The sequence below is a fragment of the Sinomonas cellulolyticus genome (assembly GCF_014656475.1).
Lineage (GTDB): Bacteria > Actinomycetota > Actinomycetes > Actinomycetales > Micrococcaceae > Sinomonas > Sinomonas cellulolyticus.
The window spans coordinates 32,214-47,955 of record NZ_BNCM01000019.1 but is presented as its reverse complement, the minus strand read 5'-3'; the positions used below and the strand labels follow the sequence as shown (position 1 = coordinate 47,955).

Annotated in this window: 7 protein-coding genes; 2 read left to right on the top strand and 5 right to left on the bottom strand. The window is 71.2% G+C overall.

Annotation, left to right across the window (positions count from 1 at the left end):
* Nucleotides 1-2,436: tetratricopeptide repeat protein (locus tag IE231_RS17140; RefSeq protein WP_189695213.1), on the top strand; the 2,436-nt coding region annotated here is incomplete at its 5' end.
* A 114-nt stretch (nucleotides 2,437-2,550) separates the two neighbouring features.
* Here the strand turns inward: IE231_RS17140 and IE231_RS17135 are convergent.
* The 3 genes from IE231_RS17135 to IE231_RS17125 are packed head-to-tail and all read right to left on the bottom strand — an operon-like array spanning nucleotide 2,551 to nucleotide 7,564.
* Nucleotides 2,551-3,918: a CHAT domain-containing protein gene (locus tag IE231_RS17135; protein ID WP_189695212.1), complete on the bottom strand. Its 1,368-nt coding sequence runs from the start codon at nucleotides 3,916-3,918 to the stop codon at nucleotides 2,551-2,553.
* 20 nt (nucleotides 3,919-3,938) lie between these two features.
* Nucleotides 3,939-5,423, bottom strand: coding sequence for a hypothetical protein (locus IE231_RS17130; protein ID WP_189695211.1), 1,485 nt, complete (start codon nucleotides 5,421-5,423; stop codon nucleotides 3,939-3,941).
* Nucleotides 5,423-7,564: a hypothetical protein gene (locus IE231_RS17125; protein ID WP_189695210.1), complete on the bottom strand. Its 2,142-nt coding sequence runs from the start codon at nucleotides 7,562-7,564 to the stop codon at nucleotides 5,423-5,425. The genes IE231_RS17130 and IE231_RS17125 overlap by 1 nt, the downstream gene beginning before the upstream one ends.
* 194 nt (nucleotides 7,565-7,758) lie before the next feature.
* Here IE231_RS17125 and IE231_RS17120 point away from each other — a divergent pair, with 194 nt between their 5' ends.
* Nucleotides 7,759-9,576, top strand: a complete 1,818-nt coding sequence (locus IE231_RS17120) for a hypothetical protein (RefSeq protein WP_189695209.1) — start codon at nucleotides 7,759-7,761, stop codon at nucleotides 9,574-9,576.
* Here IE231_RS17120 and IE231_RS17115 read toward each other — a convergent pair.
* A complete protein-coding gene (locus IE231_RS17115; protein WP_189695208.1) occupies nucleotides 9,550-11,040 on the bottom strand; it encodes a type IV secretory system conjugative DNA transfer family protein in 1,491 nt (496 codons plus the stop codon). The two genes, IE231_RS17120 and IE231_RS17115, sit on opposite strands and share 27 nt — an antisense overlap.
* A gap of 759 nt (nucleotides 11,041-11,799) precedes the next feature.
* Nucleotides 11,800-15,291 (bottom strand): tetratricopeptide repeat protein, encoded by a 3,492-nt coding sequence (locus tag IE231_RS17110; protein ID WP_189695207.1) that lies wholly within the window; start codon nucleotides 15,289-15,291, stop codon nucleotides 11,800-11,802.
* Nucleotides 15,292-15,742: the final 451 nt, after the last annotated feature.

Here is a 15,742-nt window from a genome sequence, read left to right as displayed (position 1 = left end):
CGGCATGAGGAGGCGGAGGCCTCCTTCCGGCAGGCGCACGCCCTCTACACCGAGGATGACAACCCGGGAGCCGCCGCGCTGTGCCTGGAGTGGATCGCGGACACCTACGCCGCACGCGACCGCCACGCCGACGCCGAGGAGCACCGCAGAGCCGCCGTAGAGGCGTACGAGGGCCTCGACCGTCCCGTGGATGCGGCCCGGATGCTGGACCTCGTCGCTGACTCCATCCGGTTCCAGGGGAGGCACGAGGACGCCCTGGACGCGTACCGGAAGGTCGTGGACTGGGAGGAGGAAGTGGCGGCTGGAACCATCGCCCGGGCCTACCACGGCAGGGCCTTAGCCTTGGGCAGATTGGGCAGGCTCAGTGACTCGTCCCTCGACTACCGTCGAGCCTGGTGGGCATACAGGGCGTTGGGGGATTCAACAGCGGCCGCTCGGTCTATGCTCGGAATCGCACGCAACCATCGCAATGAGCAGAGCCCGCACAGGGCCGTACATGCTTGCCGCGCCGTAATCCGACTGCTGCGTTCGCGGCCTGATCCTGATGGACTATGTGGCGATGCGCACCAGCTTCTCGGACAGATATTCGCCTCTTCCGGTGAGACTGTCTGGGCGGTAGAGGAATACGGGAAAGCCATCTTCGAGCACACACGTGCCAGGTGCCTTGGGGACGTCATACGGGACCAGATGCTGCTGGCCATTGTTTCCCTCGATGATGGCTTAAACAAGGCAAAGATCCTTCACCTAGGCGCCCAGGCAAAAGCGGTGGCCGCCTCGGACCGGAAGTCAATGCTGACTGCAGCGGGAATCTTTGCGCATGCGTTGGCGTCAAATGGGGACCCCGCAGGTGCTCAACGCGTCCTCGAATCCGCGGGTGTCGGGCGAGATGAGGCGGATGAGGAGGACATCCCCGAGCTCCGGCTCGCCAAGGGTGCCCTTGCAGTGGTCCGCGACTTCAGCGCCGACGGTTCTGGCCGATCATCAGGATCAGGCCGACCGGGTTCGCCCCTTGCACGGGCAAGCCTGGCGCTCATGGGACAGGATTGGGAGGCTGTGATCTCCATCCATCGAGAAGTCAACTCAGACCCGACGGCCCGGTGCAGCCAAGGAACAGCCGCATTCGGCGCGTTCCTCCGCATCTGCGCTGCGGCCTACATTGCAAGGGATCGGTGGCTTGAGGCCGAATCCTGCCTTGATGAATGCCTCAATGTCGTCCACCGGCTGCCTGAGGGGCCGGCGAGGTGGAACCTCAACTCTGGCGCGGAGGCCCTGCTGGGCCAGGTCCGTCTGGAGACCGGCAGGGCAGAAGAGGCCTACGAGCATTTCCGCGCAGCGCACGCTTCGGCCCAGAAGTCGCCGGTCCCCGCAGTGAGGGTACAGGGCCAGGTGATGCTGGGGCAGGCAATTGCGCATCCGGGGGCTTCGGAGAAGATGCTTCGCCTTGCGGCGCGGGTCCTCTACGGTGCCGCAACAGAGGCGTTCGATTCTGGCCTGTCTGCACAGGCCATCGGCGGGGACTGCCTGCGAGCGATAGTCCACGCGAAACTCGGCGACAACGAGTTCGCACTCAAGATCCTCGATTACGACATCGGCTACGCACGCCGCCACGGGATGCCCCAATCACTGTCCTCGCTGCTGACGACCAAGGCAGTCCTCCTCGAGGCGTCCGGGGCGGCCGAGGCATCAGCCGACGTTCTCCGCGAGGCCGCCGAGGCTGCCGAGGCCGAGGGCCTGTTCGAGGCGCTTGGCGATTCGCTCCGGGATCTCGCACGTGTGACCGCAGGCCTCGGCCGGGACCTCGGCGAGGTCCAGAGCATCGCAGATTCGGCGGCAGATGCCTACTGGAGGGCCGGGCTGCCCCAAGAGATCGCGCGGCTGAGACTCGACATCGTCGATGAGCTGTGGGAGAAGTCTGATGATCGAGGACGCGCACGTACGCGTTCGGAATTCCTGGCCACCGCGCTGCCGGCAATGAGGTACCTCGACTCGATCCGCTACGACTTCCTCTCCGCTTCCGAGCGGGCTTCGTGGCAGCGGCAATACCTGTGGGGCCGAAGCCTCACGTTCGAGATGGCCGCTTCGGGGGGCGGATCCGACACGGTGTCAGACCTGATAGAGACCCAGATCAATGCCTCCGTCTTCGGATCCGCCGGGCAGCAGGGGGCCAAGACCCTTGGGGCCCCGCCCGCCGTTCACGACCCCCATGGTCAGGGGCCGATCGAGGCGAAGCCGACCGCCGGACTGATGGCGGGCTTCCAGCTTGCTGCCACCGCCAGCGGCACCGGGGTCCATCTCGTGAGTTCGGCGCTGCCTGTCTCCCCGCCGCCGAACCTCCTCATTCCCTCGGCAGGGGGATGCCGTGTCGCCCTCGCCCGGTTTCCGGCCGGCGAAGACCTCACCATCCCTGCCGATGAGGCGTCCGTCCGGACATGGTAGCCGGCAGCGGAGCCGCCCGGGTGGCGGCTCCGACCCGCTGGGCTTGTGCATTCTCCACGATGCGCGCCGCTGGGCTGCGGTCGGGTGCCATGGGCCAGGGCAGCTGCGCAGGGTTCAGGTCGGTGCGTAGGCGGCTTTGGCTGCTTGGATCTCTTCCTCGGTCAGGGGTGCGGGGGTGGGTGCGTGGTGGGTGGTGAGGGCGGCCCAGACAAGGGGATTCGAATCAGCTCTGCCGTCCCCGCTGGTCCAGTCCCGGAGGCGCCGGAGCTGCCAGTCCCGGATGGCGCGGATGGGGTCGGGCCCGGTGTGGGCAGTGTCGACGGCGAGGACGGCCTCGGTGGTGACCATTTCGACGGTGCCGCAGGCGTCGTGGAAGGCACTGTCGGTGGGCAGGGTCCAGCGGGTGGAGGTGACGGTCTCGGCGCCGGCGTTGAGCAGGGCGATGACCATGCCGAAGGTCTCCAGTGCCCGGTGGTCGGCTCCGCTTTCGCAGCCGATGAGCGCTGCGCGGGAGGGGATCGGCCAGATGGCGTGCCCGGGGGTTTCGTCGGGGCCGGGGTAGTCGAGCCCGTCGCCGTCCCGGCGGTAGGCGTCCATGGTGCCGCGGAGGAGGTCGAGGGCGGTGAAGGGCCTGTGGCCGTTCACCGGTGAGGCCTGGCCGTAGACGGCGGCGTCGTCGGTGAGGTGGATCGCGGCGGAGCCGGGCTCGTGGGGCGTCGAGTCGGCGTGCCCGTAGTAGAGCAGCCTGGTGGGCAGCTCGCCGGCGGTGAATCCTGTCGCTTCCGCGGTGTCCTTGTCGGTGGGTTCGCCGCGCAGCAGCCTTCCGAGTGTGGTGCGTCCGAGTTCGACCCCGGGCACTGCCCCGTGGTGTTCGAGGCGTTCGATCAGGAGGTCTTGGGCGGCGGAGGCGATGACCTCGTTGCCGTTGTGCCGTCCTGGCCGGTTGGGCGGTTCGAGGAGGTAGAGGGGCCGGTCGGGGGTCTGGGGGTCCCAGGGCTCCGGGTAGCGGCCGCGGTTGGCGTTGACCACGGCCGGGGCGTCGAGGCGGACGGTGGCCGCCTCGAGGATCCGGCGGCCGGAGGGCAGGGGAAGCAGGTCCCAGGGGACGCGGGCCAGCCGTGGGCTGGGGATGATGCGCAGGACTATGTCCTCGCCTGCGCAGCTGCGGCGGTCCAGGTCCTGGGCGAGGCCAGGGGGCAGGAGCCGTTGGGCCAGCTCGGCGGACCAGGCTGCCTCGCGGGCGGGGTTCGAGAGGGGCCCGTCGCGCAGGGCGCGGCGGGTCGGGTCGAACCTGTCGGGGCCGTCTCCGTCGATCCGGTCGACCATGGCGGAGGCGATGAGGTCCTGGGCCTGGGCGACCGTGTCGGGGGTGAGGACGGTGTGCTGGGGGTTGTCGGGGTCGTCGAGCCAGCGCCAGTATGCGTAGGTGCTGCCGCTGTCGGCCATGCGGAAGAGGACCTCGGTGGGTCCTGTCCCGCTCATGCTGCTGTTCGCGCGGTCGTTCATGCGGGCAGGGCCTGGGGCGCGGCCAGTGCCCCGGCGAGGTCCAGTTCGGCCAGGGTCACCGGGGCCGGCAGCTGTCCCCGGAGCGCTGGCATTGCGGTGACGCGGATGGCCTTGGCGGCGGTGCGGTCGAACAGCCGGGGGGATTCTGCAAGTGCCGTGCGTTCGCGGGTGCGGGCTTCCCTGATCCAGCTGAGGGCGTAGGCCGGGTTGGAGCCGGGGATCTTCTCGAGGCGGTCGGACAGCTCGGCCGCGGCCTGGGCGGTCTGCTTCCAGGCCAGGGAGGCGGTCTTGGCCAGGCTGCCCAGGGCCTCGTCGGGTGCTCCGCCGGCCTGGGCGGCGGCCACGAGCCGGTGGACGGAGAAGGCGCGGGCCGCGCAGCGGCGGACCTGGTCGATCCTGCGCCGGGTGAGGTCGGTCTCGACGGCCTGGGCGGAACCGGGGTGGCGGATGTCCAGCACGTCGGTGGGCACGAGGGGCCGGGCGAGCGGTCCCGTGCCTTCGAACATCGTCCGTGCGGCGTTGGGCATCAGGGGGATGAATGCGAGGACGTCGCCGTTGATAGCGTCGGTGATGATGCCGTGGTAGTAGGGTGCGTCGGCGGGGTCGTAGTCGCCCGCCTCGGGACGGCCCTCGGCTCCTTGGACGGGGACGCGGATGAGGACCTCGTCACTGTCCGTTCCGGTGCAGACTGCTGTGATGGTGTCCTCGGCGGTGGAGGCCATGCCGATGCCGGTGAGGCGCCAGTCCGGGGAGTCCACGAGACGCTCGACGTGCCCGTCGTCGCCCATGTGGGGGGTGTGGGCGACGGGTGCTCCGAGGCGGAGGTACCCCAGGCGGGAGTCCACGATCATCCCGACATCCGTGAGGTCGTCCTCCTCGGCCGCTGGGAGGGACTGCGGTTCGGTCTGCCAACCGGCCGCGGACGCGGCGTCGGCGACGATTGCGGCCGCGGCCGGGACGAGCCTGCCGTCCTGCCCGAGCGGGGCGAGGCGGTCCAGGGCGGCCCGTGCCGCGGGGCGGGCTTCGCGCTGCGCGCCGATGCCGAAGGGACCGGCGGCCGCGGCGGCGGCGAGCCGGTCGACCGCCATCAGGCCGGGGTCGAGGGGGAAGCAGTTCCAGTGCAGGGACCACTGCTGGAATGCACACGCGGCGAGGGCTTCCCAGAAGGGGCCCGGGATGAACGGGACCTCCAGTGCCTGGGGGTCGTCGAGGAGGTCCGCGGCGGCTGAGCCGAGCAGGCCGCGCAGGTCGATCTCGGCGGCCTCGGCATCGAGGATCTCCACGGACACGGGTGCGCGGACGTCGGTCGGGTCGACCTCGACCCGGATCCAGTCGCCGGCGTCGACGGTGGCGGTGGGGACCGGCCCTGCGGCCGGTCCGGACAGGCGTATCCGGCCGCCGTCGCGGAGCACCCGCAGCCTGGCGGGGGACGTTCCGGTCTCGGCGGGGACGGTGCCCTGTGAGGGGGTGGCCTGTTCCATCAGCCCTCCTGTTCGGTGTAGGCGTCGAGGATGAGGCCGGCTGCCAGGTGCAGGCAGGCCTCGGTCCGGGCGGGGTCATCCTTCCAGACCCGCTTGGCGTAGTCGGCAAGTGCTCTCTGCAGCGTCGCAGCCTTGGCTGCCGTGGCGCCGGGGTTGGCGCTGAAGGCCGAGATGGTCTGGGCGGCTTCGCGCAGCCTGCGCCCGTTCGGGGGAACGGGGCAGACCGTGCGGGCCGCCTCGGTCACCGGCGTGTACGAGGCATCCTCGGACGCGGTGGACAGGGCGCCCAGGCGTCGTCTGACGGTATCCGAGCGCAGGGCCGTCAGCCACAGCGGCGAGCCGTCCTCTTTGACCTTCTCGGGCGATTCCGTCCCTGCCAGGTGGCGGTTTGCCAGGACTGCGCCCGGGATGAGGTCGAGGTCGGGGATGTCCTCGAGCGGTGTCCCGGGTTCCAGTCCCGCCCTGAGCATGGCGGTCCGGGACTGGTCGTGCAGGGCCTCGGTGAGCCGGTCGGGGGCCGTGTCCTCGTAGTAGGCGCGCCCGCACCCGGACGGGATCGCCGCACCGGGGCGGGTGAGGGAGTGATGCTCGGTGCGGATGCGGGTCAGGACGCGGTCGTTGATCTTCCTGAAGCGGCCCAGCTCGGCACTGGCCTGGTGCTGCAGCTGCCCGCCGCCGAGGAAGGCGTTGGTCGACAGCAGGGACATCCGGCGGAAGGCCCGCGGCTCCGGCTCAAGGTCCGTGTCCTGCACGTCGTCGGGTTCCTGGGGCGTGCCGGGGCCGGCCTTGCCGGTCTCGGTGTTGACCAGGACGTTCCTGAACTCGTGCAGGGACCGCATCCTGATGCTGGTGCGCGCGTGCTCGGCATGCGGCAGGCTGAAGGGGCCCGGTCCGTCGTCCATGGGGGTGCCCCCGTCCGCCTCCTCGCCGTCGCGCGGGGCGGGCGTGCCGCCGCGCTGGGCCTGGAGGTCCCGGTGGATGATCTCCTCGATCCGGCGCCCTATGGACTCCCAGTCGTTGTCCGTCCAGTCCGGCGTCTCCGCCAGTGGCACGGCCTCGGCAAGGAGCCGGGGCCCTTCATCGGTCTGCGCCCCGCCGCGCAGGAGTTCCTTGAGCACTCCCGGCGGCCACCCTGCTCCCGTTTCCGGGGCGTGCTCCTCGCCCTCGGCGGCGAGGGCGCCGCCGAGGATGCGGAGGAAGTCCAGGCCGGAGAACGCGGTTGTGCTCTCGCGGTGGCGGGCCGGGGCCAGTGCTGCGGCTGCCATCGGGTTCCCCTCGGCCCGCTGCCGCACATCGGCCGCCCTGCCGCGGATGTCGGCTCCGGGAGCGATGCCATGGACGAGGAGGACGGCCGCGGCCATGGTGGCGATGGATTCCCGGTCTTTGAGCCCGAACGGGTAGGCCGCCCTGGCGGCGATCTCATGCCGGCGGGCGCCCAGGTCCGTGGCCGGGGGGTAGTGCCGTGCGAGGTCCTCGGGGCGCCAGTCCAGCAGGCTCCGCCGCTGCCCGGCGCGGCGGCGCCTGTCCGGGTCGTGGTCGGAGGCAAAGGTGTACTCGTCGTCGACCAGCGGGGCGAAGGCCAGGACCTCGCTCAGGCCAGCGCCGGCCTCGGCAGCTGCGCCCTGTTCGGCTTCGCGTGCCTCGGCGGCGAGGGCGGCAAGGTCGGGTGCCGGCCCGTCCGCGTGGAGTCCGGCGTAGTCCAGGACGCTGTTCCAGTAGCTGGCCGTGGCCTGGCTCAGGGTAAGGCTCATCTTCCGCACGGCGGCCAGGTCCCGTCGCTCGCCGTTGCGCAGGTGTGCCTCCGCCTCGCGGATCCGCTCGGGCGAGAGGCCCGGGGGAAAGCCGGCCTGCGATTCGAGCATGGCCTGGATCTCGTCCCTGAGCAGGCGGAGGCGGTCAACGGTGGTGCTGCTGCACCTGCGGAACGCCGCTCCCACTGCCCCCGGGGTGATCCCCTCGGAGGCCTGCGGCGGCAGGTCCGCGGTGAGGCCCGCACGGTACTCGGGGCCGTTCCCCTTCAGGTCCTCGGCAAGCTGCCTGGCCAGGATGCAGGCCAGGGCCTCGGGCCCGTCGGGCATGCCCTCCAGGAGCTGCGGGCGCTGCCGGTAGAAGGCACGCGCGATATCAAGATAGGAAGCCACGATGCGCTGTCCCCCCCAACTGCCGAATCCGTCAGGAGCAGACTATCCCCTCCGGGCAGGTGCACGGCACCCCGTGCCGTCAGGTTCCCCGGCATGTGAAGCATCGTTCCCCGCGATGTGACGCGCTCGGTGTTGGCGCGAGGGATCGGGCCCGTGATGGACTGTCCCCCAAGCACACCTTTGAGGAGATCCGCATGGCACCTGCACCAGCACCGCAGCCTGCCGGGGAGGCCATCGCCCGGGAGATCCTGCGCCCCGGCCGGCGGCACCCCGTGGTGGTGGTCTCGCAGAACCGGCAGTTCCCCGAGGCGGTGATCGATGCCAGGTCCCTCGAGCGCGACCTGAACGGCATCGCCGCCGTGTACGTCATCGACGACACGGCCGCGCATGGCCTGCCCGGCCGCCTTCCATCCCAGGCGGACGTGTACGGCAACGCCGCCCGCGTCTACGAGCCCCGGGCCCTCGCCGACGGCCGCCCTCCCCGGTTCCCGCCCCGCGTCGCCTTCGACCGCCGTTCCGCCTGGGACGCCGGCGGGAAGGCGATCGACGACGCACGGGCCTGCGCGGCGCCGAAGGACAGCCCGAGCGCTGCCGGCGGCCCCCGCACCGTGGACGCGACCGTCCACGGCTTCCTCCAAGGCGGACAGCACGCCCTCGCCCGCACCGCAGAAGGCTCCCTGGCCACCATCGACGCCGACAGGACCGTCCCCGGGATCCCCCTGGACTGGTACCTCTCCCCCGGCCAGCGGGTCACCGGGAAGGTCCTGCCCGGCGGGCAGATCGACATCAGCTCGATGCTCCTGGGCCACCGCCTCAGCCTCGTCTACCCGCCGGGCAGCACCGTCCTGGCCCTCGCCCGCAACGTCACCGCCGCCGCCGCCGAGCTCACCCTCTTCCCCGGCACCGCATGGACCGTGCCCGCCCCCGACGGGATCGCGGCGGAGGGCGAAGTCGTCTGCGCCCTCTACACCCATGACCGCGGGGCCGTCCGCCTCTCCCTCACAGATGCCGCGGACGAGCCCACCGCCGAAGCCCCGCCCCTCGTGGCCGACGGCCCCCCCTGGCTCGTCCTCGGCCGGTCCCTGCACCCCTCGGCCCCGGAACCGGAGGGCCCCGCAGCCGAAGCGGCTCCCCCCGCCGATCCGGCCGGCAGCACGGTGCCCGGCACCGACGGCTCATCCGGCCCCGCACCGGGCCCGGACGAGGACCCCACGGCGCAGGACGGCGTCACGGACGGACCGCTCCCCGGCAGCCCGGAGGCCGGCACCGGACCTGCCCGGCAGCAGGCCCAGGCGGATCCCCGGCCCGCGGCACCCGGTCCGGCCGGCGCCCGGCCAGGGCCGGCTCCGCTCCCGCGCCCCGGAACCGTGCACGTGGCCCCCAGCGCCGAGGACCTCGAAGAGGGACAGACCCGGCTGGCCGCCGAGCTCCGGCACGTCCTGCAGGAAGGGGCGGAGCTGCGCAGACAGCTCGACATCGCCCAGGACGAGATCCGGCACCTGCGGGCCGAGGCCGCCGGGCTCAGGAAGAAGCTCAAGGCCCAGGCCCGCGCCGCAGCCCCCCGGACGGGCCTCTTCGCCGACCCCCTCGACGGCCTCAGGCACGAGATCTACACCACCTGGGCCAGCTACCTCGGGCCCTTCGACAAGGACCGCTACCCGGCACCGTCCGGGTACAGCATCGGCCCCGAGCTCCCCGGCACCCTGGACGCCCTCCAAGACCCCGCCGACCGGGAGAAGGCCCTCGAGACCATCGTGGACCTGCTGGTCCACCGCGTGGAACGGCAGCGGACCATGGCCATCAAGCCGCTGCTGAGCACCAAGAGGAGGCAGCACCAGCGCTGGGACGGCGCCCTCGCGTGGCGGGTCCGCATCGAGAACAGGACAGCGGCCGCGCTCCGGCTCCACTACTGGGCGCTCCCCGACGGGTCCGTCGAGCTGTGGACCGTGAACAGCCATGACGACTACCCCCGCTCCACCGCAGACTCAGGCCCGGCCCTCCTCGTCGGCTGACGCCCCGGAGCCCTCGAAGGCCGCGGCCTGCGCCTTCCGCCTGGCGAGCCACTCGTCCAGGAAGGAGCTCCCCGAGCCCGCCGGGGCAGGCCGCTGCGGGGGACGCTGCCCCGGCCGCGGCGGCGGGAGCTGTCCGGGGGCCTCGTCTTCGGGATCGTCAGGTATCCCGCCGGCGCTGCGGCCCAGGGCCTGATGGGTGGACTCCTCCAGCGCGCGGAGCCCGTCCGGGCCCCTCTGAGTGCGTCCATGAGCCACGGTGAGCGTGTGCGGGTGCGCCGTCGTCGGCCCTGCCGTGCGCTGGAGGAGGGCGGAGAGGTCGGGCAGTGTCGTGTACCCCTCAGCGGCCACCACTGCGCCCATGCGGTGGTGCAGGGCCTCAGCGTCGGCGCGGCCCGCCCGGAAGGCGACCTGCGTGGCGGTGTTCCCCGCCAGGGCCCGGGAGAGCTCGGCAGGCAGCTGCCCCAGGTACTGGTGCGCGAGGACGACCGACAGGCCGAACTTCCGGCCCTCGGAGAGCATCTCCGGCAGGGCGCCCGCCATGAAGGACTGGGCCTCGTCGACCATCACCGTGAACGGCCGGGTGCGGGTCTTCGCCTGTGCCGCCGTCCAGGCCCGCGTCATGTACACGAAGCCGAGCAGCTGGGCCGCCGGCCCCCCGACCGCGCCCTTGGACAGGTCCACCAGGACGATACGGCCCGCATCCATGGCCCCCTCCAGATCCAGTGAGTCCTCCCCCGAGCCCAGCACCGCCCTCAGCGCGGCCGTGTTCGTGAAGCGCTCCCACTTCGAAGTCACCCAGGCGACCACGTCGCCGTACTCATTGCTGCGCGCCGCAGCATCCTGGTTCTCCCAGAACCTCGCCAAGGCCGGGTCCGTGAGGCCCCGGCGCGCACGATGCTGGAAGGCCCGGTCCGTGAGCAGCCGCGGAACCTCCAGCAGGCCCGCACGGGGACCGCGGAACTCGACCAGAGTCCGAAGGCACATCCCCACCATCTGCTCGAACCTCGGCCCGACAATGCCCGTCGACCCAGGGTCGAAGATCGTGGCGAACGCCGCGAGGATGTCCGCGACCGCCATGTCCCTGCGGACCGGGTCCGCCACGGCCAGGGGATTCACCGGGACCGGCCGGTCAAGGTTCCCCGCCCGGATCAGAGACGCCCGCCCCAGGGCATCCTCCGGGAGCTCCCCGGCGATCCTGTCGACGAGGGCACCATGGGGGTCCAGAACCAGCATCCCCTGCCCGGCTTCGGCCGCCGACACCGCCATCCCCGTCAGCAGGGTCGACTTTCCCGTTCCCGTGCGCCCCGTGACGTGCACATGACGGAGCTGCTCCTCCTCGCCGAGCAGCACCGGTTCGGCCTGCCCGCTGAACGAGACAGCACTGCCCAGCAGGACTCCAGCAGCGGGCCTCACGCTCCCGGGCCTGTGCCGGACAGGAACCGGCGCTGCGGGTGCCGTGTCCATTCCGGCAATCGTGCCCGTGCCATCTAGTGGCAGCAGCGGCAGGCGGACCGCGTCCCCATAGCGGAGCACAACGCTCCCATCCCCCGGAAGGAGCCGGCACCCCGGTATCGCCCGGTCCAGGACAGCCGCTATGTCCAGAGGGGGAGCCTCCCCCGCGTAGTCCGCTGCAGCGGCAGTAGCCTTGACGGTGAAGAGGGGAACCACCTCGCCCCGTACCCCAGGGCGGGCCTCAAGGGTCACACGCACCGTCCTCCCGGGCGAACCCAGGACTGCCTCCACCACATCCCGGAACCTCGGAGCAGGCATGCCGACCTCGCCGACATCCACAGGACGGACAGCCTCCTGAGGGACGAACCCCGCACCGGTTGCACGGACAATCGGCCCCAAAGCCCACCGCGCCGGTACACCGCCCTTCGGGACATCTCCCTCCGCCAGAAGAGCCAACGGCGTAAGCAGGCGCACCACCGCCTCACCCAGCTCCACAGCCCGCGCACCTGCGCATTCCACCCCGACCCTCGCGGCACCCGCTCCGTCCGACGCGAATGAGAAGGCCAGCGACGTCCCTTCGCCCGCAGCCGTCAACGTCGACAGCAGCGCGGGAAGGGTCCGTTCCCCCAGCACCTCGAGCGAACGATGGTCGAGCTCCCGTACTCCCGCTACACGGAAGCCAACCAAATGTTCCACCAAGCATCCCCTCGCCGTCATCCGATCCTGCAGGGACTCTACAAGGACTGCCAGACGGGGCACGAGGGCAACCGGTTACCAGGTTCGGATGGGTGTGGCGGTGGTGTGGGGGCGGGGGTAGGGGGTGGTGGGGAGGTTGAGGATGATTCGGGCTGGCGCGTTGCCTGTGGGGGCGAGCAGGGGTGGGGGTGGTGCGGCGGGCAGGACTGCGGTGGCCACAAGGAGGGTGGTTCCCGCGGCGGTCGCGGCTGGGCCCCCATCGGCGGGGTCCGGTGTGAAGGGGTGGGGTGTGCGGGCGAGGGCGGCTTCTGCGGCCTCGATCCCGAGGGCCCGGGCCGCGTCGATCACTTGGCCGGGGCCTCCGCCTGTTCCGGCTGTCCCGGTGGTGTGGGCGGTGCGGTTGAGGTGGGTTTCGACGGTGTCGGCGATCAGGGCCGGGTTGCCGGTCTCCGCGGCCAGGGCGAAGACCAGGTCCAGGGCGTCGGAGGCCTTGGCGGACCAGGCGATGCGCTCGGGCGCGGTGGCGAACTGGAACCGGACCGCGTCCAGGTGCAGGGCCGCCGGCAGGGCCAGGGACAGGGCATCGGCGGCCGGGAGCAGCCCGTTGGTGTAGAGCGCGCGGGCGCAGGCGATGTCTGTGGAGGCCGCCTCCTGGGACAATCCCTGGGACAGGAACGCCTCCCGTGCCAGCCCGTGATGCACCTCGGCCTCGACCGGGTTCCCCAATTCCGCGGACAGCACCGCCAGCCCTTCATGGGCCCGGCCCACACCCGCCAGCAGGCCCAGCCCGGTGTAGAGGTCCAGAGCCGCCTGGTATTCGGTGCGGGCCTGCTCCCACCGGCCCGCGTCACTGTACAGCGCCCCGAGGTTGTGCCGCACCATCGCCTGCTTCTCAGGCAGTCCCCGGTCTGTGAAGAGGCCCAGCGCCGCCTCGTACTCGGCCAGCGCCTCCTCCCACCGGCCCGCAGCCCGATGGAGGGCCCCGAGGTTGTTCCGCACACTCGCCTGGTCCCCGGGCAGGCCCAAGCGGGTGTAGAGGCCCAAGGCCGCCTCGTATTCGGTGCGTGCCTGCTCCCACGAGCCCGCATCCTGATGCAGGTTGCCGAGGTTGTTCCGCACCCGTGCCTGTCCCTCACGGTCTCCGATGGTTGTGTAAAGGTCTAAAGCCGCACGATACTCGGCCAGCGCCTCCTCCCGCCGGCCCGCATCCTGGTGCAGGCCGGCGAAGCTGTTCCGCACACTCGCCTGGTCCCCGGGCAGGCCCAGGCGGGTGTAGAGGTCCAGGGCCGCCTCGAACTCGGTGCGGGCCTGCTCCCACCGGCCAGCATCCCGGTGCAGAACCCCGAGGTTGCTCCGTACCCGCGCCTGCCCCTCACGGGCCCCGAGCTCGGTGTAGAGGTCCAGCGCCGCCCCGAACTCAGCCAGTGCTTCCTCCCATCGGCCCGCGGCCTGGTGCAGGTCCCCGAGGTTGTTCCGCACTCTCGCCTGGTCCTCGAGCAGGTCCAGGTCGATGTAAATGGCGAGGGACGCCTCGAACTCAGCCAGTGCTTCCTCCCATCGGCCCGCGGCCTGGTGCAGGTCCCCGAGGTTGTTCCGCACTCTCGCCTGGTCCTCGAGCAGGTCCAGGTCGATGTAAATGGCGAGGGACGCCTCGAACTCAGCATTGGCCTGCTCGCATCGGCCCGCATCCCGGTGCAGAACCCCGAGGTTGTACAGTACTCTCGCCTGGTCCTCGGGCAGGTCCAGGCGGGTGTAGAGGTCCAGGGCCTCTTGGTATTCGGTGCGGGCCTCGTCCGACCGGCCCGCATCCCGGTGCAGAACCCCGAGGTTGTACCGGGCCCGGGCCTGCCCCTCACCGTCCTCGAGCTCGGTGTGGAGCCCCAGCGCCGCCTCGAATTCAGCCAGCGCCTCCTCCCACCGGCCCGCGTCCTGGTACAGGTCGGCGAGGTTGCTCCGGACCCGGGCCTGCCCCTCACGCTCCCCGAGCTCGATGTAGAGTCCCAGCGCAGCCTGATACTCGGTGCGGGCCCCGTCCGACCGGCCGGCGTCCTGGTGCAGGACCCCGAGGTTGTATCGGACCCGGGCCTGCCCCTCACGGTCCCCGAGCTCGGTGTAGAGGCCCAGCGCAGCCTGATACTCGGCCAGCGCCTCCTCCAACCGGCCCGCGTCCTGGTGCGTGCCCGCGAGGTTGTTCCGCACCACTGCCTGCTCCTCGGCCAGGCCCAGCTCGCTGTAAATGGCGAGGGCCTCCTGGTATTCGGTGCAGGCCTCGTCCGACCGGCCCCCGGCCCGGTGCAGGCCGGCGAGATTGAACCGCGCCACTGCCTGCTCCTGACGGTCCCCGAGCTCGGTGTAGAGGCCCAGCGCAGCCTGATACTCGGCCAGCGCCTCCTCCCACCGGCCCGCGGCCCGGTGCATGCCCGCGAGGTTGTTCCGCACCACTGCCTGCTCCTGACGGTCCCCGAGCTCGGTGTAGAGGCCCAGCGCAGCCTGATACTCGGTATGGGCCTCCTCCCACCGGCCCACGGCCTGGTACAGGACCCCGAGGTTGTTCCGCACCCCCGCCTGTCCCTCACGGTCCCCAAGGCCGGTGCCGAGCTCGAGCGCCGCCTCATACTCGGTATGGGCCTCCTCCCACCGGCCCGCGGCCTGGTGCAGGCCGGCGAGGTTGAACCGCACCCGCGCCCGCCCCTCACGGTCCCCAAGGCCGGTGTGGAGCTCCAGCGCAGCCTGATACTCGGTACGGGCCTCCTCCCACCGGCCCGCATCCTGGTGCAGGGTGCCGAGGTTGTCGCGCACCCGGGCTTGCCCCTTACGGTCGCCAAGGCCGGTGTAGAGGCCCAGCGCCGCCTGATACTCGGTATGGGCCTCCTCCCACCGGCCCACGGCCTGGTACAGGACCCCGAGGTTGTTCCGCACCCCCGCCTGTCCCTCACGGTCCCCAAGGCCGGTGCCGAGCTCGAGCGCCGCCTCATACTCGGTATGGGCCTCCTCCCACCGGCCCGCGGCCTGGTGCAGGCGGGCGAGGTTGAACCGCACCCGCGCCCGCCCCTCACGGTCCCCAAGGCCGGTGTGGAGCTCCAGCGCCGCCTGATACTCGGTACGGGCCTCCTCCCACCGGCCCGCATCCTGGTGCAGGGTGCCGAGGTTGTCGCGCACCCGGGCTTGCCCCTTACGGTCGCCAAGGCCGGTGTAGAGCTCGAGCGCGGCCTCATACTCGGTACGGGCCTCCTCCCACCGGCCCGCGGCCTGGTGCAGGCCGGCGAGGTTGAACCGCACCCGGGCCTGCCCCTTACGGTCCCCGAGCTCGGTGTGGAGCTCCAGCGCCGCCTCATGCTCGGTACGGGCCTCCTCCCACCGGCCCGCAACCTGATGCAGGACCCCGAGGATGTCCCGCTCCCGCGCCTGCTCCTCGCGGATGATGCGGGTATTGAGAGCCAAGGCCGCCTTATATTCGGCCAGCGCCTCCTTCAACCGGCCCGAGCCATAGTGCACGTCCCCGAGACCGTCCCGTACTCGCGCCTGCCCCTCACGGTCGCCGAGTGCGGTGTAGATGTCCAGAGCCACCTCGAACTCTACGCAGGCCGCGACATCCTCCCCGCGTTCCTGCCGGACGCGACCAGCTACTGCATGGAAGGCGGCGGCCTTGGACCGATCGAACGGCCGGGTCCGCAGCGTCGCTTCAAGCTGACGCCGCAGGGCGTCATTGTCTCCCGTCCCCCGACGCACAGCCTTCAGAATCCCCTCCAGACGGCGGAGGGAATCCAGCGGCCAGAACCGGCCCTGATCCTTCAGTCTGTAATGCAAGGCCTTCCTCCTGACATCATCGCCTGCTGTCACCTGCATCCGACCGGCGACTTCAAAGACAACTCTGCACAAGCCTAGAGGAACCACCTTCCCGCCCTCCCCCGGCCATCCGCCGCCACCGGAGATGCCTGCCCCCCGAACCGCAGGGATTTGTATTTGTTGGTCCTTCCCGGCAGCTGCCGATCTTGTGTCACCCGGAGCTATCTGAAAA

Bases quoted from the DNA above. Each gene is read 5' to 3' on its own strand.
- IE231_RS17135 (WP_189695212.1), bottom strand. From the start codon at position 3,918: ATGAGCGGGACAGGACCCACCGAGGTCCTCTTCCGCATGGCCGACAGC.
- IE231_RS17130 (WP_189695211.1), bottom strand. From the start codon at position 5,423: ATGGAACAGGCCACCCCCTCACAGGGCACCGTCCCCGCCGAGACCGGA.
- IE231_RS17120 (WP_189695209.1), top strand. From the start codon at position 7,759: ATGGCACCTGCACCAGCACCGCAGCCTGCCGGGGAGGCCATCGCCCGG.
- IE231_RS17115 (WP_189695208.1), bottom strand. From the start codon at position 11,040: ATGGACACGGCACCCGCAGCGCCGGTTCCTGTCCGGCACAGGCCCGGG.